The sequence below is a fragment of the Gemmobacter sp. 24YEA27 genome (genome assembly GCF_030052995.1).
Lineage (GTDB): Bacteria > Pseudomonadota > Alphaproteobacteria > Rhodobacterales > Rhodobacteraceae > Pseudogemmobacter.
Genome location: NZ_JASJPW010000001.1, coordinates 2,313,361 through 2,336,706 on the forward strand (window position 1 = coordinate 2,313,361; position 23,346 = coordinate 2,336,706).

Here is a 23,346-nt window from a genome sequence, read left to right on the forward strand (position 1 = left end):
CGGCGAATTATGGAATATCAGGCCTGCTTCACGCTTTGTCCGACGCGCGGGTGACTTGAGTTTGAGCGCCCGCGCTTTTACACCTGAACCATGAAAGCGGGCATGGCGCCCGGAGAAAGACCCCGGGGGAAAGACCCATGCGAATTCACAGCGATCTGGCGGGCATCATTGGCAACACGCCGCTTCTGAAACTGAAGAAGGCGTCTGAGCTGACCGGCTGCACCATCCTTGGGAAATGCGAATTCATGAACCCGGGCCAGTCGGTCAAGGACCGGGCGGCGCTGTATATCATCCGCGATGCGGTGGCGAAGGGGCTTTTGCAGCCCGGCGGCACCATTGTCGAGGGAACGGCGGGGAATACAGGGATCGGCCTTGCGCTGGTCGGGAATTCACTGGGCTTTCGCACAGTGATCGTGATCCCCGAGACGCAGAGCCAGGAGAAAAAGGACATGATCCGCCTCGCCGGGGCTGAACTCGTCCAGGTGCCGGCGGCGCCCTATAAAAACCCGAACAACTATATCCGCTATTCCGGGCGCCTGGCCGAAGAGCTGTCCAGGACCGAGGCCAATGGTGTGATCTGGGCCAACCAGTTCGACAATACCGCGAACCGCCAGGCCCATATCGAGACGACCGGGCCCGAGATCTGGGAACAGACCGGCGGCAAGGTGGATGGCTTTGTCGCGGCTGTCGGCTCGGGTGGCACGCTGGCGGGGGTTGCGATGGCGCTCCAGCCCAAAGGCGTGAAAATCGGTCTTGCCGATCCAGAAGGCGCGGCGCTTTACAGCTATTACACCAGTGGCGTGTTCGAGAGCCCTGGCAATTCGATCACCGAAGGCATCGGCCAGGGCCGTATAACCGCAAATCTTGAAGGCTTCCGCCCCGATATGGCCTGGCGGATCCCGGATGCCGAGGCGCTGCCGCTGGCCTTTGACCTCCTGACGGAAGAAGGTCTTTGCGTCGGGGGATCTTCGGCGATCAATATCGCCGGTGCAATCCGCATGGCGCAGGAAATGGGGCCGGGCCATACCATTGTCACGGTGCTCTGCGATTACGGCAACCGCTATCAGTCGAAAATGTTCAACCCGGCTTTCCTGAAGGATAAGGGCTTGCCGGTGCCGGAATGGCTGGCGCGCGGCAACCGCCCGCTGCCGGCGGTCTATCAGGATCTCTGAGTGGGGGGCGCGGTGGCGGTCTGGTCTTTTGCGAGGCGGGCCCGCATGAGGCTGCCACTTTGCCTTCTGCACTGCCTGCTGGCGCTCTGGCTTGGCGTCGCTGCGCTTGCGCCAGTGCCTGTCCGGGCCGAAGGCGATGACCAGGCCCAGCCGCTTGATTATGCGGCCTGGGGCGAGATTGCGACCACAGCCGAGGCCGAACTGGGCTCTGACACCGTCACGGATGCGCGTCTTGATGAGTTGCGCGGCCTTATCGTCGACTGGCGCGCCAAACTCACCCTGGCGCAGACCACCAATGCGTCCCGTATTGCCACGGTGCGCGAACAGATCAGCGCGCTTGGTCCGGCCCCGACCGGAGATGCCACCGAAGCACCTGAAATCGCTCAGAAACGCAAAGATCTCGGTCAGCAGCTTTCCTTGTTGCAGGCGCCGGGTATTGCCGCAGAAGAGGCTTACCGCCGCGCCGATGGTCTGATCCGCGAAATCGACGGCAAGGCCCGCAGCCGTCACACCGACCAGCTCTTGCAGCTCTGGCCTTCGCCGCTGAACCCGGCCAACTGGCCCGAAGCGGCGGGTGGCCTGACCGACACCGCCCTGCGGCTTTGGGGCGAGCTGAGCACCAAACTCCATGACAGCCGCGCCAGAGCACAGTTCTGGAATGCGCTGCCGCTGATCCTGTTGCTGCTTGCGGTGACGGTCGCCACAACGATTTTCGCCCGGCCCTGGATCGAGGCTTTTGCCGACCGGCTCCGCATCGGCAAGACCGAGGCGCGGCGACGGATCTTTGGCCTGCTGGCCTCGCTCGGGCAGATCATCGTGCCGTCGATCGGTATGGTGACCCTGTCAGCCGCGCTGATCCGCACCGGCTTTATGGGCCGCATCACCGGTGAAGTGGCGCAGGCACTGCCGGTGCTGGGCGGCGTGGTCTTTGTGGCCTTCTGGCTCGCGGCGCGGGTGTTTCCCCGGGTCGATGTCGACCAGGCGATCCTGCCCTTGCAGCGCAATCAGCGCCAGGAAGGCCGCATCCTCGCTGCATTGATGGGCGTGGTCCTGTCCCTTGAAGTGCTGCGCCGGCTGACCATGGACGGGCAGAATTACCCCGATGCCGTGTCGGCAGTTGCGAGCTTCCCGATGCTGGCCGGCGGTGGCATCCTCTTGTGGCGCATGGGGCGGATCCTGCGGCTGAGCCAGGAACAGGGCGAACAGAACGGCTACGCCGAAAAACTGATCGGGTTGCTGGGACGGGCGCTGAAACTGCTGGCGGTGGCGGGCCCCGGGCTTGCCGCCCTTGGCTATGTGACGGCCGGCGCGGCGCTGGTCTATCCGGCGATCATGTCGCTTGGGCTGATGGCGCTGCTGATCATCCTGCAACGGCTGCTCGCTGATATCTGGGCGGTGGTCTACCCCGCCGCCGATGCCGAGGCCGAGAATGAACGCCTTGTGCCGGTGCTTGCAGGATTTGCGCTCGCGCTGTTGTCGATCCCGCTTTTCGCGCTGATCTGGGGCAGTCGGATTGCGGATTTAAGCGAGATCTGGACCCGGTTCCGCGAAGGCTTTCAGCTGGGCGACACCAGGGTCTCGCCCTCGGATTTCCTGCTTTTCGCAGTGATTTTCGTCATCGGGTATCTGATCACGCGGTTGTTTCAGGGCGCGCTGCGCAATTCTATCCTGCCGCGCACCCGGATGGACCGCGGCGGCCAGAACGCGCTGGTCTCGGGGACCGGCTATGTCGGCATCTTCTTTGCGGCGCTGGTGGCGATCAATGCCACCGGGATAGACCTCTCTGGCCTCGCGATCGTCGCTTCGGCGCTTTCGGTCGGTATCGGTTTCGGCCTGCAAAACATCGTGCAGAACTTCGTTTCCGGCATCATCCTGATGATCGAGCGCCCGGTTTCCGAGGGCGACTGGATCGAGGTCGGCACCACCCAGGGTATCGTGAAAACGATCTCGGTGCGCTCGACCCGCATTCAGACTTTTGATCGCAATGTCGTCGTCGTGCCAAATGCCGATCTCGTCAGCCAGCGTGTCACCAACTGGACCCGGTTTGGTCTGGCCGGGCGGCTGATTGTGCCGGTGACCGTGGCCTGGAACGAGGATACAAGGCGGGTCGAGAGGCTTCTGCGCGAGATCGCAGAGGCACAGCCGATGGTGATCCTGAACCCGGCGCCGACCATCGTTTTGCAAGGGTTTAACGGCGGGCTGAATTTCGAGATCCGGGTCATTCTGCGGGATGTGAATTTCCAGGGCTCGGTGCGCAGTGATATCAACCATATGATCGTGCAGCGTTTTATTGCGGAGGGGATCAGGATGCCCTCGACCAGCGCCGAGATCACGCTTGGGAATGCCGGTGAAATCGGGGCGGCGCTGCGCGGCACCGGGCAGGGGTAAGATGCAGCATCTATACAGGACTGAGCCCTATCTTCAGCACTATGAGTCGCTGGTCACCGGCCATTCCCCGAAGGCGGCATCGTGCTTGAGCGGTCCATTTTTTTCCCGACCGGCGGCGGCCAGCCCGGCGATTCTGGCCAGTTGATCTGGGAGGATGGCAGGATCCAGATCGGTACGACCACCCGCACCGGCGATGGGATTGTCGTGCTGGTGCCGGGCCTGCCGCAGGCGCTGCCGGCGGTCGGAACGAGGGTGGTGCAACGTCTCGACTGGGAGCGGCGGTATCGCCATATGCGGATGCATACGGCGCTGCATCTGCTCGCGGCCGTGGTGGGGCGTCCGGTCACAGGCGGCCAGATCGGCGCCGCGAAGAGCCGGCTGGATTTCGATATTCCCGACCCGTTGCCGGATGTACAGCGGCTGACCGGGCAGCTGAACCTGCTGATCGATACCGATCTGAAAGTGACCACGGGCTGGATCACCGAAGAGGAACTTGAGGCAAGGCCGGAGCTGATCCGAACGCTTTCAGTCCGGCCGCCTCAGGGCCATGGCCGGTTGCGGCTGGTCGGTATTGGCGAAGGGGCGGCACAGATCGACCTGCAGCCCTGCAGTGGCACCCATGTCGCACGCATCGGCGAGGTCGGGCGGCTGACCGTCGGTGAAATCGTCAACAAAGGCCGCAATAACCGGCGGATCACCATCCGGCTGGATGACTGAAACAGTTGCAGTGGCCTGAGGGCCGGTTTTCTACCGGGGATGGATGTTGCACCGCTTGTGGGTACGACCCACACAGGCGCTCTCGGGCTGAGGGTCCTGCCTGGCTTTTGGGGCCGGGTTTTTCCGGTCTGAAGACCCTGAATGAGGGGCAGGAACCTTCTGCACGGCTTCCTTGGCATTGGTCCGGTGTCTGGGCTCACGGGAACGCCAAAGCCTCCATGCCGCATATGGCCCTCCGTCATAGCCCTCATGGCATTCAGGGGTATTCAAGCCTCGGGTCAGCGCGCCAGCGGCAATGGCTGGCGTTTGCGGCTATGGCTCAACAGTTGACCGGCGATGCGGTTCAGTGGCAGGCTCTCCATCGCGGCGCCGAGTTCGACCGCCGCGCGGGGCATACCATAGACCGTGGAACTTGCCTCGTCCTGGGCGAAAGTCACGGCTCCGGCGCGGCGCAGATCAAGGAGCCCCGCCGCCCCGTCACGCCCCATGCCGGTCAGCAGCGCCGCGGTGACCGAAGGCGCAAAGCTGAGCGCGGATTGAAACAGCACATCTACTGAGGGTGTATGGCCTGAGACCGGTGGGCCTGAAGCCAGGTCGCACAGATGGGGCGTGCCGTGTTTCACGATCAGATGGCCAGGGCATCCTGCGCCAATCACCACCGTGCCGGGAAGCAGGGCCTGTCCCGGCGCGGCGGGCACAACCTTTGCCGCGCAGCAACGGGCAAAGAGGCGCACGAGACTGTCAGAGAACCCCGCGCCGGTATGCTGGACGATGGCACAGGGCGGACAGTTTGCGGGAAATGTCGACAGAATGGTCAGGAGCGCATCGATCCCGCCGGTTGAAGCGCCGATCAGAATGAGGCGGTCGGCCAAAAATGTACCTCCGGCCTCGCTTTGTGCAGCAGTTGCGTTTGGGCGGGAGGGCACTGAGGACGTAACAGGGCATTGTCTTTTGGCGCTTTCCAGCCACTGGACCAGGTCTGGCAAGGCCGTGGTATCACTGCCGTTGTGGCGGATTTCACCGGAAAGGCTGTCTGGAATTTCCAGCCAGGCGGTTTCTGCGACGCGAAACAGCGACAGAAGACCCTCGAATTCCGGCAAGCGTGTGAGCTCGCTTCCGATCAGTGCAAGTGCTGGCTCACTGCTCTCGCTGAGTATATAGGCAGAGGAAAGGTCTTGTACCTGCCCGCAGATCTCATAGCCGGGCAGATCCCCGATGCGCCGGCTCAGCCTTGCACCACTGATGGCGCGGGCTGTGGCAATCATGACCTTCTGCTTTTTCATGCGCGGCCTCCCGCTGCGGACAGGACAGGGGCAGGGCTGACCCGGCTGCAAATGCGGCGGCCTGTGCTGGAGAGGTGCAATCCTGGCAGGCGGGTCATGGCGTATTCTATCCGCTTGGTTGTGAGGGCTCAGAACAGAACCGGATCTTCCGGTTCCGGCTGAGCGCTGGTCATTTCTGTGGCAAGGCCCGGGAGGATCCTGCGGATTTCGGCGAGTTTGATGCGCCTAGCCAGTTTGGGCGCCGGGAGCGGTGAGGGAATATTGCCACTGGCAGCGGAAAGATCCTCAAGGAGCCTTCGCAGATCGTCGAGCCGCTGCCCGATACGGTCAATATCCTGCATGCCGGGGGGGGGTCCCAGTGGTGGCGAGAATTGCCTCTTCGGCTCGTAATAGCATGTCACGGCTGTCGCATAGCCCACGGGATATCGCTGTCAGCATTGCAGCGAGGCCATTGTGATCATACTGCCGCTGCGCCTTCGAACAGGGGGGGGCAGATTGCGTCATAGCGGTCCCACCACCCTTTCGATTGCCGTTTTCACCGTGGCTGCGGTGAACGGCTTTCGGATCAGATTGTTCAGGCCCAGCTCCTGGCCGCGTTTGAGGACCTCGGGCGAGGGGGTGCCTGTGATCAGAATGAATCCGATCTTCTGCGTTGCGGTATTGCCGCGCAGGGCGGCGAGCAGATCGAGACCGGAAAGGCCCGGCATATTCATGTCGGATATGACAAGATGCACAGGGCTGGTTGCGAGTTTACCCAATACGGCACCGCTGTCAGATTCCGTGGCGAAATGTCGGATGCCGATTTCTTCGAGGGATTGCGAGATCAAAGCGCGGCTGACCGACATGTCGTCAACCACCATAACTCGAAGATTTTCTTTCAAACTCATTTTCTTATCCTTTTATGTCCTGGCGGCGGCGATAGGTGGTGATACCTGCGCTGACGAGCTGGTTCATGGCCGGTCCTGAGACGCGTTCGGAATGTCCGATGAAGAGCAGCCCGCCCGGGCGCAGCAAGGCCGCAAATCGGCTCCACAGACGGGCCTGGGTTGGCTTGTCGAAATAGATTGCCACATTGCGGCAAAAAATCGCGTCAAATGGGCCGCGCATCGGCCAGTCACCAACCAGGTTAAGCTCGGCAAAACGGATCAGGCCGGTTACGCATGGATCCGGAGAGAAATGTCCTGCGGCGCTGGTGGTGATGAAACTTTTGCGAAACGCGGGCGGGATGCTACGCGCTTCCTCTTCGGGATAGATCGCAGCGCGTGCCTTCGCGAGAATGGCCGGGTCAATATCGGTGGCAAGAATGCGAATATTGAGTTTTGCCGCATCAGGCAGCAGATCAAGGATCCGCATCGCGACCGAACCTGGTTCCTGGCCGGCAGAACATCCGGCCGACCAGACCCGAAGCCTCTGGCCTGATCTGAGACCGGACAGACTGGGCTTAAGCAGGTTTTCTGCGAAGATGTCGAAGTGATGCGCTTCACGGAAGAAGCTGGTCACATTGGTGGTCAGCGCGGTGACGAAGGCTTCACGTTCGGCCTGGAAATCGCCTGATTCCAGTCTTGAACAGAAAGAGGCGATATCTGTGCACCGAAACTCCTGCAACAGCCGGGTGATCCGGGACTGGACAACCTGCTTTTTGTTTTCCTGTAAGACGAGGCCGAATTCGCGTTGTGCATAGCTGGCGACCCGGCGAAATTCGGCATCGCTGAAATCACTGTTGCCGGGTTCAGAGGGGATGAGGGGGCGGCGGGCGGTCCGGGTCATGCTGCCTGTTTCGGTTTGCATTGAATGACCGCCTCGAGATCGATCACCCGGGTCATGCCTTCCTCCATCTGGATGATGCCGGTGATGGAGGCGCGCGTGCTTTCAGAGCGGATATCGGGGGTCTCCTGGATCTGGTTTCTGGCGACCGAGAGGATCTCCGAGACCGCCTCGACAAGCAGACCGACAGTCTGATTGCCGATGATGGCGACCACGACCACATTGCGCGGATTGTCCTGGGTGGGGCCAAGGCCGAACCGGGCGGAGAGATCATAGATCGGGATGACCGAGCCGCGCAGATTCATTACGCCAAGAACCTCTTTCGGCGCATGGGGCAGCGGCGTGACCGTGCTCCAGCGGCGGATCTCGCGGACATGGGAGATATCGAGCGAGAAGCTCTGCGCGCCAGCGAAGAACGTGACGAATTCGGCGTCAAGGCGGCTGGCGGGATCAATGGATTGCATGGGGGCCTCCGGTTTGGGGATGGGGCAAGGCCTGGGCGCGCGCGGCCAGCGGATGGAAGGACTGAGAGGCCGGGGCCGCTGAGGCGCCGGCCGCGGGCGGCAGATAGTTTGCGCCGTTGCGTCCATTGATCAGCCCGGACATGTTCGATGTCAGGGCTTCGGTATCGAGGATCAGGGCGATCTGGCCGTCGCCCAGCACGGTTGCTGCCGAGACGCCCGGAATGGCGCCGTAATTGGAATCGAGACCCTTGATCACCACCTGCCGTTGATCCAGGACCGCATCCACCATCAGCGCGCAATGGGCCTGGGCATCGGTTTCCACCAAAAGGGCAAGTGAGGCCTGAGCCGGATCGCGTCGGCCGAAACCAAGGCATTCTGCGACGTCGATCATGGGCAGGAAGCGGCCACGGATGGAAAGCAGCCGGTCGGAGGTTCCAAGGAGATGCAGATCGGCGGCGGTCGGGCGGATGGTTTCAATCACCGATGCGATCGGAATGACCATGGTCTGGCCGGCTACGGAAATGACCATGCCATCCATAACGGCAAGGGTCAGGGGCAGTGAAATGGTAAATTCGGAGCCGCTGCCGAGGGTCGAACTGATCGCAATCCGACCGCCAAGGGCCCCGACAGCGTTCTTCACCACGTCAAGGCCAACCCCCCGCCCCGAGAGATTCGAGATTTTCTCGGCCGTAGAAAAACCTGGCAGGAATAAGAGGTTATCAATCTCTGCATCACTCAGTTCGGCGCCCTCTGCCACCAGCCCGCGTGAGATTGCTTTTGCGAGAATGCGGTTGCGGTCCAGCCCGCCGCCATCGTCGCTGATGGTGATGATCACGCTGCCGGAACGATGTGCGGCAGAGAGGCGAATAGTGCCTTCAGGATCCTTGCCGGCCGCCGCACGAGCCGCGGCACTTTCCAGCCCGTGATCAACGGCGTTGCGGATCATATGGGTCAGCGGATCCGCCAGCCTCTCAACCACGGTCTTGTCGACTTCGGTCGCATCGCCAATGGTGACCAGATGCGCGGGCTTGCCTGTTGCTTCGGCCGCTTCGCGCACGATGCGGGACATGCGCTGGAAGAGCGGTTTCACCGGCTGGGCGCGGATTGCCATCACCGCCTCTTGCAGGTCGCGCGCGAGAAGGCGGTAATCTTCGGTATGGGAGATGATTTCCGTGTCTGCGGGTAAGGACAGGTCGGTCACGCTCTGTTCGATCATCGCCTGGTTGATGATCAGCTCGCCTACCGCGTTGATCAGCCGGTCCACCCGCTCCAGATCGACACGCAATGTGGGCTTTGGACCACGTCCTTCGGCGTCTTCTTCGCTTTTCGGAAGACGACGGCGGAGAAGGGCGCCGGCGCCTTCGCCAGTCGCGTCTCTCGCCGTGTCTTTCTCTGGTTGAAGGGTGGAGGTCTCGGTCACCGCACCCGGCGGAGGGCCGGCAGGGGGTGAGATGACGACTTGCTCTGGTTCAGGGGCGCGCGACTGGATTGTCAGTGGCTCCACCAGAGGTTCCGTCAGAGGCGCAGGCCAGGGGAGCGCGACATCCTGGGTTTCGATTCCGCTCGCAGGCGTGATTTCCGGCGCGACAGAAAGCTCACACAGGCCGCGCACGAATTCGAAATGCGCCTCGACCGCCGCTTCGGGCAGATGGCTCGCAACCAGAATATCCCATGCAAGACAAGGCTTTGCCGGGTCGAACTCAGCCAGTTCCGGCAAGGAGGAGAGATCCGGTCTGACCTCGAGCTCGCCCGTGGCTGCGAGGCTTGTGATCAATACCAGCGGATCATGGCCATTGCTGTAAAGCTGCGGCCAGGGAATGAAGCGGATCCGGTGGCGGGGAGCGCTGATGGTCTTGTCGGGGAGGAGACCGGCGGGCGCGGGCGCCGCCGTCACCCCGGAGCCAGAGGTCAGAGGATCGGGGAGGGACTGATCCGGGAGTGGAAATTCCTGGTCCGGAAGGTCGAGGGCGGGCAGGCCGGGACTTGCGCCGAAATCCAGCGTGATGGCGCTGAAGCCGAAATCTTCATCGGCGGCAGACTCCTCGAAACCGGCATCACCGAGGCAGGTGCCAAGATTTACAAGGAACGCGGCTGTGACCTCTTCATCGATGCTGCGTTCCTCGCGCGCGGCCTCGACCTGGTCGGCGAGATGATCTGCAGATCGCAACAATATATGCATGACCTCGTCGCTCAGATCGAGCCGGTCCGAGCGGATTTCATCAAGGACCGTTTCGAACCGATGGGCAAAGGCGACCAGATCCGAGAGCGCGAAGGCACCGGCGCCGCCTTTGATCGAATGAACGGCGCGGAAGACGGCATTGAGACATTCACTGTCGGCCTCGCCGGTCTCCATCCTGGCGAGACCTTCGGCCAGCGCCTCAAGCAGATCCTCGCATTCTTCGAAAAACGTGTCACGAATGGATTGCATAGACATGGTCAGGCCTGTCCCCGTTCGGAATGGCCGGGGCCGGCATAACCGGTGACACGGCGCAAGATGGCGATCAGTTGCAGATCTTCGAAAGGCTTTACCAGCCAGCCGGTGGCACCTGCGGCGCGCGCGCGCGCTTTCAGTGCCTCGCCGCTTTCGGTGGAAAGTACCAGGATCGGCACGCGGGTATTATGTGTGCCGGTGCGAATGGCCTCGATCACGCCGAACCCGTCGAGCCGGGGCATATTGATGTCGGTGATCACAACGTCGGGATCGACCTCGCTGAACATATCGACACCGTCTTTGCCATCATTCGCAGTGGCGCATGCGAAGCCGGCATTCTCGACTGCCTGCCGAAGCAAGGTGCGGATGGTCAGGGAATCATCAATTGCCAGGATACGCAGGGTCATACGGGCAGCGCCTCCGCCCCGGGATCAAGGCCGAGAGCGGCCGCGAGGCCCAGCCAGCGCAGCTGTTCCACATGACCGGTGGCAAGGCCGGTTATGGAAAATGCGATCCCTCTGGCGCGCCAGGACCTGGCCGCAACAAGAAGCGTTTCGACCAGGGGCCCATTGGGGAGGCGGAGGCGGCTGGCATCGACCTCGACCGGCTGGCCCTCATGGCGGCGCAGGAACGCCAGAATTGAAGGGTCGCCCAGCGGATCGGCCCGCTCCGCCAGCTCCAGTTTTGCCGATTGTATGCGGGTCTCTGACCCCGCCAGGTCTGACGCCCGCAGATCCGGATCTGCCGGGTCCGAATCCGGAGAGCCTGCATCTGGCACACCCGAAACCGGCAAACCCGAATCTGGCACAGCCGGATCTGCTCCTGTCACCTCTGGCAGCCCCGAAATTGGCAGCTCTGAACCCGGCATGGCCATGGCCCCCTGTTTACAACACGTCTGATCCGCACATGGATAGACTGCTGAAACTTAAAGAAAGGTTGTTCCGGCCCGGCCAGCTGCCCAAAAATTCGTCAATCTTTCGCAGTTTTTATGCGACCACCGGCAACCGGGTGTCTGGTCTTAGTGCCATTTTGCGTCTGGCCCTAATGACGGGGCGCAATTTCCGCGATACTCGCGGCGAAGGCGATCTCGCAGGGAAAGGCAGAGCCATGGAAGGCATTCAGGGCATGAACGATATGGGGCGCGTGGTCGAAGCCGACCGCGCCCATGTCTGGCACCATCTGGCGCAGCATAAGGCGTTTGAAACCGCTGACCCGCGCGTGATCGTCGAGGGCAAGGGCATCCGGGTCTGGGATGCCAAAGGCAAGGAATACATCGACGCGGTCTCGGGCGGCGTCTGGACGGTGAATGTCGGCTACGGTCGCGAGAGCATCGCCAATGCGGTGCGCGACCAGCTGATCAAGATGAACTATTTCGCCGGTGCTGCGGGCACGGTCCCGGGCGCGCTGTTTGCCGAAAAGCTGATCACCAAAATGCCGGGCCTGACCCGGGTCTATTATTCGAATTCGGGCTCCGAGGCGAATGAGAAGGTCTATAAGATGGTGCGCCAGATCTCGGCACGTCATCACGGCGGCAAGAAATGGAAGATCCTCTACCGTGACCGCGACTATCACGGCACCACCATCGCGGCGCTGGCCAGTGGCGGCCAGGACGAGCGGTCCAGCCAATACGGGCCGTTCCCCGATGGCTTCGTGCGGGTGCCGCATTGTCTGGAATACCGCAAGCAATGGGATGTCGAGAATTACGGCGAGCGCGCCGCTGACGCCATTGAGGAAGTGATCCTGCGGGAAGGCCCGGACACTGTCGGCGCCATCGTTCTGGAACCGGTGACCGCAGGCGGCGGCGTTATCGTGCCCCCGAAAGGTTATTGGGAACGCGTGCAGGAGATCTGCACGAAATACAATATCCTGCTGCATATCGACGAGGTCGTCTGCGGTATGGGCCGCGCCGGTGCCTGGTTCGGCTATCAGCATTACGGCATCAAGCCGGATTTCGTGACCATGGCGAAGGGCCTTGCCTCGGGCTATGCAGCGATCTCCTGCACCGTGACCACCGAGCGCGTGTTCGAGATGTTCAAGGATGATGCCTCGGATCCGCTGAGCTATTTCCGCGACATTTCGACCTTTGGCGGCTGCACCTCCGGCCCGGCAGCGGCGCTGGAAAACATGCGGATCATCGAAGACGAGGATCTGATCGGCAATACGGTCGCCATGGGCGATCGTTGCCTCGCGAACCTCCAGGCGCTGATGGAAAAGCATAAGGTGATCGGCGATGTGCGCGGCAAAGGCCTGTTCCTTGGCGCCGAGCTGGTGGCGGATCGCGGCACCAAAGAGCCGGTTGCCGAGAAGCTTGCGGCCCAGGTTGTGGCGGAATGCGGCGCGCAAGGGGTGATCATCGGGGTGACGAACCGTTCGCTGCCGGGGTTCAACAACACGCTCTGCCTTGCGCCGGCGCTGATCGCGACGCCGGACAATATCGACGAGATCACCGGGGCCATCGACGTCGCCCTGACCCGCGTCTTCGGCTGATCCCGTTTCAGGTGACATCAGGGGCTGCGGGGGAAACCTCGCGGCCCTTTCGCGTTTCAACCGGTAAAGAACGGGTGGAGATCCAGATCGCCCACGGGCGCAGCGCCGGTCACCCCGCGTGAGAGGACATAATCCGACGGGATCCCGGCACAGCCGAGACCCGCGCGCGCCGCAAAGCCAAAGCGCTGATAATAGCGCGGATCGCCGACCAGCGCCGCACCGGGAACACGCGCCGCCTCCAGCCGGTGCAGCGCGGCCTGCATCAGGGCGGAACCGATGCCCTGACCCTGACGGGCGGGCAAAACAGAGACGGGCGCAATCAGCGCATACCCGCTTTGCCCCCGATCCGGCAGGGTGAGGCCGCAATATGGCCGATCAGCTGCCCGTCCTCTTCCGCGACCAGCGACAGCAGCAGTGCCTGCGCCGCGCGCAGACCGCTGACCAGGCAGGCCTCATTGCCATCCCTGTGGGGCGCCTCCAGAAAGGCTGCGGTGATCAGGGCGGAGATGCGCTCCTCGTCCTCACGTCTCTCATCACGGATCTGCATCGCTATCCTCCCGGGAGGGGTTCTGGCTGAGCGGGGTTCTGGACGCCGCCGACCCGACGACATATCTTCGCCGCATGTTCAGGGAGACTAAGGATGCTCAAGGGAATTGACCACCGGCTGAATGCCGATGTGCTGGGCACACTGCGCGCGATGGGACATGGCGATATGCTGATCCTCGTCGACACGAATTTCCCCGCCCATTCAGTGGCGAAAGAGACCGTGATGGGCCGGCCCCTCATGATGGAAAACCTGACGGCGGCCGAGGCGGCGAATGCGATCCTTTCGGTGCTGCCGCTGGATGATTTCGTGCCGGATTTCGCGGGCCGGATGGAGGTTGTCGGCGACGCCGATGCCCGCCCCGAGGTGCAGGCAGAGGTCCAGGCCGAGATCGACCGTGCCGAGGGCCGCGCCCGCCCGCTGCCGGGGATCGACCGTTTCGCCTTTTACGATCTCGCGAAACAGGCCTATGCGGTTGTTGTGACCGGCGAGCGCCGGTTCTACGGCTGTTTCATGTTGCGCAAGGGCGTGATCGCGCCCGATGCCTGACAGACGCCTGACCTTCAAGACCGGAGCTGATGATGAGTGCAGTCAAACCTGTGGTGGTGCTTGGCATTTTCAATGCCGATGCGGTCTACCTTGCCAAACGTCAGCCCAAGATCGGCGAGACGGTGATGGGCGAGGATTTCAAGCTGGAGCCGGGCGGCAAGGGGTCGAACCAGGCGGTGGCGGCGGCAAAAGCCGCCGGGCCGGGCGGTGCCGCCCATATCATCACCCGGCTCGGGCGCGACGATTTCGCGAAAATGGCGCGGGCAGTCTGGTCTGACGCCGGCGTGATCCCTGAAGTCACCGAAGATGCGGCAAGCCATACCGGCTCGGCCTTCATCTTCATCGAAGCGGCGACCGGCAATAATGCGATCATCGTTGCCGCAGGGGCCGGGGGGCGGATCACGCCCGGGGATCTTGAGGCGCGGGCGGATCTGATACGGGGCGCCGGCGTCTTCATCACGCAGCTCGAACAACCGATCGAGGCGGCGCGGACCGGGCTGCGCCTCGCGCGCGAAGCGGGCGTGACCACGATCCTCAACCCGGCCCCGGCGGCAGAGCTTGATGACGCGCTGCTGGCGCTTTGCGACTTTCTGACGCCAAACGAATCCGAGGCAGAGCTGCTGACCGGCATTCCGGTCACTGATATCGCCTCCGCCGTTTCTGCGGCGGATGCGCTGCTGGCGCGCGGGGTTGGCGCGGTGGTGGTGACGCTCGGGGCGAATGGTGTTCTCTATCGTGACCGTGAGACACAGCTGCATATCCCGGTCATAAATGCGGGGCCAGTGGTGGAAACCACCGGTGCGGGGGATGCCTTTAACGGAGGCTTCGCGGTCGCGCTTTCCGAAGGGATGGAGATCGAAACTGCGCTGCGATTCGGCAATGCTACAGCGGGTCTCAGCGTCACCCGTGCAGGGGCCGCCTCTGCCATGGCCGGGCGCGATGAAATTGACGCGCTGCTGGCAAAAAGCTGACATCCGCCCTCTGACTGCTTTCGGAAGCCTCCGGCGGGGATATTTAAGAGACAGATGAAAAGGGGCATCTTTTTCACCTGTCTCTTAAATATCCCGGGGGGAGCGCGAATGCGCGTGGGGGGCAGCGCCCCCCTTTCTGAGGTTTCGCATTTAGAAACGGCGCTGCGGCTCTGGTGGCGATATCCTCCGTCCGGTCAAGTTTTTGCGAAACTGTCACACTGGGGTTACAAAACCGAAGCATCACGGCCGCAGAAGGGAATTGCCCGTATGAGGGCTTCCTGTAACCCGAACGGACGTGGTCATGACGGTCCTGCCTCTTTTGATGATCCTCGCGGTGCTCGCTGCCGCCGGTTTCATCCTCGGTCGACAGCGCGCGCTGGCGCTGGCCGGGGGTGAGACGAAGAAACTCCATTCTCTGCCAGCCTATTATGGCTGGCATGCCGCGATCATGGCCTTTGTGCCGGCATTTTTCGCGCTGATCGCCTGGCTTCTGATCCAGCCATTCTTTATTGAAAGTGCCGCGCTGAGCCATCTGCCGGCCTCTGTGCTGGAAGATTCGACCGCCAGCACGCTTGCCATGTCGGATGTCCGTAAAATCGCGGCCGGACTGGACAATGCGGTATACCAGGGCGCGCTGACGGAGACTGACGTTGACGCGCTGAATGCAGGCGAAGGCGATTTGCGGGCTTTCTTCGGAACGGTCGGTGTCGCCCTGGCATCCCCGGTCTCGCCCGAAGTGCTTTCGGCGGCGAAGCAGTATCGCGAGACGGTGGCGTCGGCCTCGATTGTCAGGGCCGTCGTGATCCTCCTGATCGCCGTGGCCGCTCTGGCCTGGGCGCTGAAGCTGACCGCGCCGGATTTCTGGGCCAGGAACCGGGTCGAGAAGGTCGTGCTCTGGCTTTTGATGCTGGCCTCGCTGATTGCGATCCTGACCACGGTCGGCATCATCTGGTCGCTTCTGTCTGAAAGCTTCAACTTCTTCAGCCAGTACCCGATCGGGGATTTCTTCTTCGGTCTGACCTGGAACCCGAAATTCGGTGGCGGCTCGGATCTGGGCTTTATCCCGCTCTTCTGGGGCACGATCTATATCACCATCATCGCGCTTCTCGTCGCGGTGCCGCTGGGTCTTTTCGCCGCGATCTATCTGGCGGAATATGCCTCGCGCCGGACCCGCGCCTGGGTCAAGCCGATGATCGAGGTGATCGCCGGCATCCCGACGGTTGTATACGGACTTTTCGCCCTGATCACCGTTGGCCCTTTCCTGCGCGACTATTTCTCGGCGCCGATGGGGCTGGGGAATTCGGCGGCCTCGGTGATGACCGCCGGTATCGTGATCGGTCTTCTGAACATCCCCTTCATCTCGTCGCTGTCTGACGACATCATCAACGCGGTGCCGCAATCCTTGCGCGACGGGGCTTTCGGCCTTGGCTCGACCAAATCCGAGACCATCCGCCAGGTCGTGCTGCCCGCAGCCCTTCCCGGTATCGCCGGTGCGATCCTGATGGGCGCCTCGCGTGCCATCGGTGAGACGATGATCGTGGTGATGGGGGCCGGTGCGGCGGCGAAACTCAGCCTGAACCCCTTTGAGGCCATGACCACAATGACGGTGAAGATCGTCGGTCAGCTGACCGGGGATACCGATTTCAACAGCCCTGAAACCCTTGTGGCTTTCGCACTGGGCATGACGCTCTTTGTCATCACGCTGCTTCTGAACGTGATGGCCGTCTGGATTGTGCGGAAATACCGGGAGCAATACGAATGAGCGACATTTCCGCAAATGGCCCGGTCGGCGGCCCGGCTTCTGCCCCGGGTAAGCCGAAGGTCTCGATCATCGGCCAGTCGGCCCGGATGAAGGCAAGGAACCGTACCGAGAGCATTTTCAAGGTGCTTGGTCTGTCGGCGATCCTGTTCAGCCTCGCCGTCCTCGCCCTGATGCTCTTCACCATCTTTCGCGACGGGACCTCGGCTTTCTTCCAGACCAAGGCGACATTCCCGATCACGCTTTCCGCGGAAGTCATCGACCCTGCCGGCAATCGCAACCGCGATGACCTGACGAAACAGACCACGATGACCTATAACAAGGTCATCAACGAAGCCTTCCTGGCAGCGCTTGCCGCCAATGGGATCAAGACCGATGATGTTCCGCAAAAGGAAATCACCGAGATGATCTCGAAAGGGGCGGCGGGGGAGCTGCGGGCCGATGTGCTTGCTGATCCTGCGCTGGTGGGACAGACCATCGAGTCGAGCATCGTGCTTGGTGGCCGGATCGACGGCTATATGAAGGGCCGCGTCACCCGCGAAAGCGCAGAGCGCGATTCGAATGTCACCCTCGGGCAGCTGGATCTCGCGGACCGGATGAAAGAGGCCGGGATGCTGGCCACGGTCTGGAACTGGGATTTCGTCACCAATACCGACAGCTCGGACACCCGTCCCGAGACCGCCGGGCTGGGTGTCGCGATCCTCGGCTCTGCCTATATGATGTTTCTCGTGCTGATCATGTGTGTGCCGGTCGGTGTGGCAGCCTCGATCTATCTTGAGGAATTCGCGCCGAAGAACCGCTGGACCGATCTGATCGAGGTGAATATCGCGAACCTCGCAGCCGTGCCCTCGATCGTCTACGGGATCCTGGGTCTTGCGATCTTCATCAACGTCATGGGCGGCCAGATGGGCGTCGAGGCGCTGAAGATGTCGGCCTCGCTTGTGGGCGCCCTTGTGCTCAGCCTGCAGACCCTGCCGACGATCATCATCGCGACCCGTTCGGCGATCCGCGCGGTGCCGCCCTCGATCCGCGATGCGGCACTTGGGATCGGCGCCTCAAAGATGCAGACCGTGTTCCATCATGTGCTGCCGCTCGCGATGCCGGGCATCCTGACCGGCACCATTCTGGGCCTCGCCTCGGCGCTTGGCGAAACCGCACCTTTGCTGCTGATCGGCATGGTGGCCTTTGTCGCCAACTATCCGTCGGCCCCTGGGATGGTGGTTTTTCGGATCCCGCGACCGCGCTGCCGGTGCAGGTCTATTCCTGGGCCTCGCGTTCGGACCCGGCCTTTATCGAACGGTCGAACGGTGCCATCATCGTCCTGCTGGTCTTCCTTCTCATCATGAACCTGACGGCCATCTTCCTGCGCCGCAAGTTCGAGCGCCGCTGGTAAGCAGCGAACAGGCGAAAGCGAGTAATGAACATGAATGATATGCGTATTGCTGATCGCACCGTTGAGACCAACGGCATCCGGATCAAGGCCAGCGCCGTGCAGGTGTATTACGGCGAGAGCCAGGCCATCAAAGACGTCTCGGTCGATATCCCCGACAAAGCCGTCACCGCGTTTATCGGGCCTTCGGGCTGCGGGAAATCGACCTTCCTGCGCACGCTGAACCGGATGAATGACACGATCCCGATCTGTAAGGTCCAGGGCGAGATCCTGCTTGATGGCGAGAATATCTATGACAAGCGGGTCGACCCGGTGCAGCTGCGCGCCAAGGTCGGCATGGTGTTCCAGAAACCGAACCCCTTCCCGAAATCGATCTATGACAATGTGGCTTATGGCCCGCGCATCCATGGTCTGGTCCGGTCAAAGGCCGAACTTGACGGGGTCGTGGAATCGAGCCTCCGGAAGGCCGCTTTGTGGAATGAGGTCAAAGACCGTCTGCACGCGCCGGGCACCGGGCTTTCGGGGGGGCAGCAACAGCGTCTGTGCATCGCACGCGCCGTGGCGACGTCGCCGGAAGTGCTGCTGATGGACGAGCCCTGTTCGGCGCTTGACCCGATTGCGACCGCACAGGTCGAGGAGCTGATCGACGATCTGCGCTCGAATTTCTCAGTGGTGATCGTCACCCATTCGATGCAGCAGGCCGCCCGTGTCAGCCAGAAAACCGCGTTCTTCCATCTCGGCAACCTGGTGGAATATGGCGAGACCTCGCAGATCTTCACCAACCCGAAAGATCCGCGCACTGAATCCTATATTACCGGCCGCATCGGCTGAGGGGAGAAGAGACCATGCAAGACAGTCACATTGTTTCTTCCTTCGATCGCGATCTGGAAGGTGTTCAGGCCCAGGTGATGAAGATGGGCGGTCTGGTCGAGAAGGCGCTTCTCGATGCGGCGGAAGCGCTGGAACTGCGCGATGAGGCGCTGGCGGAAAAGGTGCGCCAGGGCGACCGCGCAATCGACGGGCTGGAAGAGCTGATCCAGACCGAATGTGCCCGGATCATCGCACAGCGCGCCCCTGCGGCGTCGGATCTGCGCACCGTCCTGACGGTGATGCGGCTTTCGACCGCGCTGGAACGCTCGGGCGATTACGCGAAGAACCTCGCGAAACGCAGCCTCGTTCTGATGGGCATGGCGCCTGTGGGCACCGCCACCGGCACGGTGCGCCGGATGGCGAAGCTTGTGGTGCAGCAGATGTCGGATGCGCTGGATGCCTATATCGCCCGCGATGCGGTGCGCGCCCGCGAGATCCGCGCCCGCGATCAGGAAATCGACCAGATGTATTCCGGTCTCTTCCGCCAGCTGCTGACCTATATGCTGGAAGATCCGCGCACCATCACCGCCTGCATGCATCTGCATTTCATCGCGAAAAACATCGAGCGCGTTGGCGATCACGCCACCGGCATCGCTGAGCAGGTGATTTATCTGGTCGAGGGCGAGCTGCCCTCTGACGACCGTCCGAAACATGATGCCGTATCCGAATCGGTGTGAGCCGCGCGGAACGGAAGGAGTAGCAAATGGCACAGGACGGCAGACCGACCGTGCTTCTGGTCGAGGACGAGCCCGCGCAGCGGGAGGTCCTCGCCTATAACCTCGACGCCGAAGGCTTCCGGGTGGTTCCGGCGGATAATGGCGAGGATGCCCTGATCCTTGTCGAGGAAGAGGCGCCCGATATCATCATCCTCGACTGGATGATGCCCAAACTCTCCGGCATCGAAGTGTGCCGGCGGCTGAAGATGCGGCCCGAGACCCGGTCAACCCCGATCATCATGCTCTCGGCCCGCGCCGAAGAGGTGGACCGGATCCGGGGTCTTGAGACCGGGGCGGATGATTATGTCATCAAGCCCTATTCGGTGCTGGAACTGATGGCCCGCACCCGTGCCCAGCTGCGCCGGGTGAGGCCTTCAACCGCCGGTGTGGTGCTGGAATATGGCGATATCCGGCTCGATCCGGAAACGCACCGGGTCTACCGTTCGGACAAGGTGCTGAAGCTCGGGCCGACCGAGTTCCGTCTCCTGACCACGCTGATGGAAAAACCGGGCCGGGTCTGGTCGCGCGAGCAGCTTCTGGACCGGGTCTGGGGTCGCGACATCTATGTCGACACGCGGACGGTGGATGTCCATGTCGGGCGTCTGCGCAAATCGCTGATGCAGTTCGGCGGCGATGATCCGGTCAGGACGGTGCGCGGCGCGGGCTACGCGCTTGGGTGAGGGCGCGCTTTGCCTTAGGCCTGAATAGGTTTGTCAGGGTGAAATGAGGGAAGGGCCTGCCGGTGGAACGGCGGGCCCCTTCTTCTTTGCTCTGGCTGCGGCTGGATGCCTCTGGCGGGCGTATTTTTTGTCAGGAGGAAAGGCAGCGCGGGGCAGGGTCAGCCGCGCGGGTTGAGCAGTTTACTAAGAAGCGCATTGGCGCGGATCGTGCCGAGGCGCGCGCCATTCTCAATGACGGCGAGGGTTTCGGTGCCGGAGGTGATCGCCTCCATCACATCGCGCACCGGCATTTCGGGATGGATCTCGCGACCGGCGGGGAGCGAGGTGCCCGGCTCCATCACATCTCGCGCGGTCAGCACGCCCAGTGGGTTCATATGGGCCACGAAATCGGCGACGTAATCCGAGACCGGGTTTGCGATGATCTCGCGTGCGGTGCCACATTGCACGATGCGTCCGCCCTCCATCAAAGCGATGCGGTTGCCGAGTTTGAACGCCTCATCAAGGTCATGGCTGACGAAGATGATGGTGCGTTTCAGCCTTGCCTGAAGATCGAGGAGCTCGTCCTGGAGATGGGCGCGGATCAGCGGGTCGAGGGCCGAGAAGGGCTCGTCCATCAGAAGTATAGGTGCTTCTGTGACAAAGGCGCGCGCAAGGCCGACACGCTGCTGCATACCGCCCGAAAGCTCTCCCACCTTGCGGTCGGCCCATTGGCTGAGATTGACCAGTTTCAGCTGACGGTCGACGCGGTCGCGGCGCTCGGACGGGCTGATCCCGGCAAGTTCGAGGCCGAGGCCTACATTGTCGCGCACGCTGCGCCAGGGCAGCAGGCCGAATTGCTGGAAGACCATGGCGATGCGGTTGGCACGCAAGCCGCGCAGCCCTTCGGCGCTGGCCTTGGTGACCGAGACCATCTGATTGCCATCATGGACCCGGACCTCGCCGCGCACCACCGGATTGAGCGCATTGACGCCCCGGAGCAGCGTTGATTTGCCCGAGCCCGAAAGGCCCATCAGCACGAGGATCTCGCCCTCGGCCACGCTCAGGCTGCAGTCATGCACCCCCAGCACCTGGCCGGTGCGGGTCTGGATCTCGGCGCGGGACAGGCCTTCGTCCATCAGCGGCAAAGCGCGGTCCGGCCGGTCGCCGAACACGATTGAGACGCGGTCGAATTCTACAGCTTTTCTGGTCATTTGCGTCTCACCCGCAGCATACGGTCCAGCATGACGGCGACCACCACGATGATCAGCCCCGATTCAAAGCCGAGCGCGGTATTGCCCTGCTGCAAGGCGCGCACCACCGGAATGCCAAGCCCATTGGCACCGACCATGGCCGCGATCACCACCATCGACAAAGACAGCATGATGGTCTGATTGAGCCCCACCATGATCTGCGGCAACGCCCAGGGCAGTTCGACCTTGAGGAGCTTCTGGCGCGGTGTGGCGCCAAAAGCGGTGGCCGCTTCGGTCAGGGCGAGGGGGGTCGAGGACACGCCAAGATAGGTCAGCCTGATCGGGGCCGGCAGCACGAAGACGACCGTGGCCAGAAGCCCGGGCACCATGCCAAGGCCGAAGAACACCACCGCCGGGATCAGATAGACGAAGGTCGGCAGGGTCTGCATCAGGTCAAGCACCGGCGAAAGCGCGGCATAGAGCTTTGGGCGATGCGCGCAGGCGATGCCGATGGGAACGCCGATGGCCATGCAGGTGATGCAGGAATAGAACAACAAAACAAGGGTTTGCGTGGTTTCCTTCCAATATCCCTGGTTCAGGATGAACAGAAAGCCAAAAAGGACCAGCAGGCAAAGCTGCCACGATCTTTGCCGCCACCAGGTCAGCGCCATGAAGGCCGCCACCACCACCAGGGCATGCGGATATTGCAGCACATCAAGCGTGCTGTTGATCAGCCAGCTCAGCGCGTCACTGATGGCGTCGAACAGCCAGCTGAGATTCAGCTTGAGCCAGTCCACCACTGTCTTCGCCAGGGCGCCGATGGGGATTTTTGCGATCTTCTCATAGCCGAAAAAGGCGAGAACCGAGGCGAAGAATGAGTCCATTGCTGCCTGTCCAGGAAGGAAACCGGGCGGCCGGAGCAGGGGGCGGCGGCGCGTGCGCCTGAGGCGACCCTCTCCGGCTGCGGTGTCAGGGGCCGGCCCCGGCCGGGTTTGCCGGTGCGTCAGGGGGCCGGTTGGGCAGGGCCGGGCGCCTGGCCCGGCCCCTTGGCTGCATCAGTTCAGGCCGGCTTCGACCGCCGCCACTGCGTCACCGCCGTCTTTGGTGGTCACACCGGCAAGCCAGGGCTTCCAGGTGTCGGGGTTGGCTTTGAGCCAGGCTTTCGCCGCCTCATTGGGATCAGCGCTGTCATTGAGGATCGCGCCCATGATCTCATTTTCCATCGCCAGCGAGAATTCCAGGTTTTCGAGGAACTTGCCGGTATTGGGGCATTCGGCGACATAGCCCTTACGGGTATTGGTGTTGACGATAGCGCCGCCGAAATCCGGGCCGAAGACATCATCACCGCCCGAGAGATAGGTCAGTTTGAAGTTCGAGTTCATCGGATGCGGCTCCCAGGCGAGGAAGACGATCGGTTTACTGGCCGCGCTGTTGCGCTCCACCTGGGCCAGCATGCCCTGTTCCGAGCTTTCGACGATATCGAATTTGCCAAGGCCAAACTGGTCGGCACCGATCATGTCGAGGATCAGGCGGTTGCCGTCATTGCCGGCCTCGATCCCGTAGATCTTGCTTTCCAGCGCATCGGCCTGGTCTTTGATATTCGAGAAATCCGAGATCCCCGCAGCCGCCCCGGCCTCATTGGTCGCAAGGGTATATTTCGCGCCGGTGAGGTTCGTGCGCACGGTGTCAACGGTGCCTGCCTCGCGGTAGGAGGCGATATCGCCCTCCATCGTCGGCATCCAGTTGCCGAGGAAGACATCAATATCGCCCTCGGCGAGGCCGGCATAGGTGACCGGGACCGAGAGGATCTTGACCTCGGTCTCATAGCCGAGCGCTTTGAGCACTTCGGTCGTGGCGGCGGTGGTTGCGGTGATATCGGTCCAGCCGACATCTGAGAAAACGATTTTGTCGCAGCCTGCCGCCTGGGCGGCGCCGGAAAGGGTGAGGGTTGCGGCACTGGCGAGGAAGATGGAACGCAGGGTCATTTCGGCT

Annotated in this window: 22 protein-coding genes and 2 pseudogenes; 11 read left to right on the forward strand and 13 right to left on the reverse strand. The window is 62.3% G+C overall.

The window, feature by feature from the left end; translation table 11 throughout:
• Positions 1–137: 137 nt before the first annotated feature.
• The 3 genes and pseudogenes from QNO18_RS11565 to QNO18_RS11575 all read left to right on the forward strand — a co-directional run bounded on the left by QNO18_RS11565 (position 138) and on the right by QNO18_RS11575 (position 4,277).
• Positions 138–1,172, forward strand: a complete 1,035-nt coding sequence (locus QNO18_RS11565; RefSeq protein WP_283177779.1) for a cysteine synthase A — start codon at positions 138–140, stop codon at positions 1,170–1,172.
• A gap of 45 nt (positions 1,173–1,217) precedes the next feature.
• Positions 1,218–3,560: a DUF3772 domain-containing protein gene (locus QNO18_RS11570; RefSeq protein WP_283177780.1), complete on the forward strand. Its 2,343-nt coding sequence runs from the start codon at positions 1,218–1,220 to the stop codon at positions 3,558–3,560.
• A 1-nt stretch (position 3,561) separates the two neighbouring features.
• Positions 3,562–4,277, forward strand: a pseudogene (locus QNO18_RS11575) (alanyl-tRNA editing protein).
• A 278-nt stretch (positions 4,278–4,555) separates the two neighbouring features.
• Here QNO18_RS11575 and QNO18_RS11580 read toward each other — a convergent pair.
• From QNO18_RS11580 to QNO18_RS11615, 8 genes are all read right to left on the reverse strand, one after another.
• On the reverse strand, positions 4,556–5,560 hold the full coding sequence (locus QNO18_RS11580) for a CheB methylesterase domain-containing protein (RefSeq protein WP_283177781.1): 1,005 nt from the start codon (positions 5,558–5,560) through the stop codon (positions 4,556–4,558).
• Positions 5,561–5,688: 128 nt separating this feature from the next.
• Positions 5,689–5,901, reverse strand: a complete 213-nt coding sequence (locus QNO18_RS11585; protein ID WP_283177782.1) for a hypothetical protein — start codon at positions 5,899–5,901, stop codon at positions 5,689–5,691.
• Positions 5,902–6,060: 159 nt separating this feature from the next.
• Positions 6,061–6,447, reverse strand: coding sequence for a response regulator (locus tag QNO18_RS11590; protein WP_092897272.1), 387 nt, complete (start codon positions 6,445–6,447; stop codon positions 6,061–6,063).
• Positions 6,448–6,451: 4 nt separating this feature from the next.
• Positions 6,452–7,348, reverse strand: coding sequence for a protein-glutamate O-methyltransferase CheR (locus tag QNO18_RS11595; protein ID WP_283177783.1), 897 nt, complete (start codon positions 7,346–7,348; stop codon positions 6,452–6,454).
• The gene (locus tag QNO18_RS11600) at positions 7,324–7,788 is read right to left on the reverse strand and encodes a chemotaxis protein CheW (RefSeq protein WP_283177784.1); all 465 of its coding nucleotides are present in this window, start codon (positions 7,786–7,788) and stop codon (positions 7,324–7,326) included. The genes QNO18_RS11595 and QNO18_RS11600 overlap by 25 nt, the downstream gene beginning before the upstream one ends.
• Positions 7,775–10,222, reverse strand: coding sequence for a chemotaxis protein CheA (locus tag QNO18_RS11605; protein WP_283177785.1), 2,448 nt, complete (start codon positions 10,220–10,222; stop codon positions 7,775–7,777). The genes QNO18_RS11600 and QNO18_RS11605 overlap by 14 nt, the downstream gene beginning before the upstream one ends.
• Positions 10,223–10,224: 2 nt before the next feature.
• Entirely contained in the window at positions 10,225–10,626 is a 402-nt protein-coding gene (locus QNO18_RS11610; protein WP_283177786.1) for a response regulator, read from the reverse strand.
• On the reverse strand, positions 10,623–11,027 hold the full coding sequence (locus QNO18_RS11615; RefSeq protein ID WP_283177787.1) for an STAS domain-containing protein: 405 nt from the start codon (positions 11,025–11,027) through the stop codon (positions 10,623–10,625). Before QNO18_RS11615 ends, QNO18_RS11610 begins: the two co-directional genes overlap by 4 nt.
• A 299-nt stretch (positions 11,028–11,326) precedes the next feature.
• Between QNO18_RS11615 and tpa the strand changes: the two genes are divergently transcribed.
• Positions 11,327–12,706, forward strand: a complete 1,380-nt coding sequence (gene tpa, locus QNO18_RS11620) for a hypotaurine--pyruvate aminotransferase Tpa (protein WP_092897282.1) — start codon at positions 11,327–11,329, stop codon at positions 12,704–12,706.
• A gap of 56 nt (positions 12,707–12,762) precedes the next feature.
• Here tpa and QNO18_RS11625 read toward each other — a convergent pair whose 3' ends face one another.
• Together QNO18_RS11625 and QNO18_RS11630 are read right to left on the reverse strand one after the other, a co-directional pair.
• Positions 12,763–13,008: a GNAT family N-acetyltransferase gene (locus QNO18_RS11625; RefSeq protein WP_283177788.1), complete on the reverse strand. Its 246-nt coding sequence runs from the start codon at positions 13,006–13,008 to the stop codon at positions 12,763–12,765.
• A 17-nt stretch (positions 13,009–13,025) separates the two neighbouring features.
• The gene (locus tag QNO18_RS11630; protein WP_283177789.1) at positions 13,026–13,253 is read right to left on the reverse strand and encodes a hypothetical protein; all 228 of its coding nucleotides are present in this window, start codon (positions 13,251–13,253) and stop codon (positions 13,026–13,028) included.
• Positions 13,254–13,346: 93 nt separating this feature from the next.
• On the opposite strand from QNO18_RS11630, the gene QNO18_RS11635 reads away from it, so the two are divergent.
• The 7 genes and pseudogenes from QNO18_RS11635 (at position 13,347) to phoB (ending at position 20,185) form a co-directional block, all read left to right on the forward strand.
• Positions 13,347–13,799, forward strand: a complete 453-nt coding sequence (locus tag QNO18_RS11635; RefSeq protein ID WP_283177790.1) for an RbsD/FucU domain-containing protein — start codon at positions 13,347–13,349, stop codon at positions 13,797–13,799.
• A gap of 32 nt (positions 13,800–13,831) precedes the next feature.
• Positions 13,832–14,770 (forward strand): ribokinase, encoded by a 939-nt coding sequence (locus QNO18_RS11640; RefSeq protein ID WP_283177791.1) that lies wholly within the window; start codon positions 13,832–13,834, stop codon positions 14,768–14,770.
• 301 nt (positions 14,771–15,071) lie between these two features.
• On the forward strand, positions 15,072–16,532 hold the full coding sequence (gene pstC / locus QNO18_RS11645; protein WP_283177792.1) for a phosphate ABC transporter permease subunit PstC: 1,461 nt from the start codon (positions 15,072–15,074) through the stop codon (positions 16,530–16,532).
• 86 nt (positions 16,533–16,618) lie between these two features.
• Positions 16,619–17,922, forward strand: a pseudogene (pstA, locus tag QNO18_RS11650) (phosphate ABC transporter permease PstA).
• 30 nt (positions 17,923–17,952) lie between these two features.
• On the forward strand, positions 17,953–18,750 hold the full coding sequence (pstB, locus tag QNO18_RS11655; protein WP_283178793.1) for a phosphate ABC transporter ATP-binding protein PstB: 798 nt from the start codon (positions 17,953–17,955) through the stop codon (positions 18,748–18,750).
• 14 nt (positions 18,751–18,764) lie between these two features.
• Complete coding sequence (gene phoU / locus QNO18_RS11660; protein ID WP_283177793.1) at positions 18,765–19,466, forward strand: phosphate signaling complex protein PhoU; 702 nt, start codon at positions 18,765–18,767, stop codon at positions 19,464–19,466.
• Between the two features lie 26 nt (positions 19,467–19,492).
• On the forward strand, positions 19,493–20,185 hold the full coding sequence (phoB, locus tag QNO18_RS11665; RefSeq protein ID WP_092897294.1) for a phosphate regulon transcriptional regulator PhoB: 693 nt from the start codon (positions 19,493–19,495) through the stop codon (positions 20,183–20,185).
• A gap of 158 nt (positions 20,186–20,343) precedes the next feature.
• Here phoB and choV read toward each other — a convergent pair whose 3' ends face one another.
• From choV to choX, 3 genes are all read right to left on the reverse strand, one after another.
• Positions 20,344–21,375 (reverse strand): choline ABC transporter ATP-binding protein, encoded by a 1,032-nt coding sequence (gene choV, locus QNO18_RS11670; protein ID WP_283177794.1) that lies wholly within the window; start codon positions 21,373–21,375, stop codon positions 20,344–20,346.
• Positions 21,372–22,238 (reverse strand): choline ABC transporter permease subunit, encoded by an 867-nt coding sequence (gene choW / locus QNO18_RS11675; protein WP_283177795.1) that lies wholly within the window; start codon positions 22,236–22,238, stop codon positions 21,372–21,374. Before choW ends, choV begins: the two co-directional genes overlap by 4 nt.
• Positions 22,239–22,409: 171 nt before the next feature.
• Positions 22,410–23,339, reverse strand: coding sequence for a choline ABC transporter substrate-binding protein (gene choX, locus QNO18_RS11680; protein WP_198836355.1), 930 nt, complete (start codon positions 23,337–23,339; stop codon positions 22,410–22,412).
• Positions 23,340–23,346: the final 7 nt, after the last annotated feature.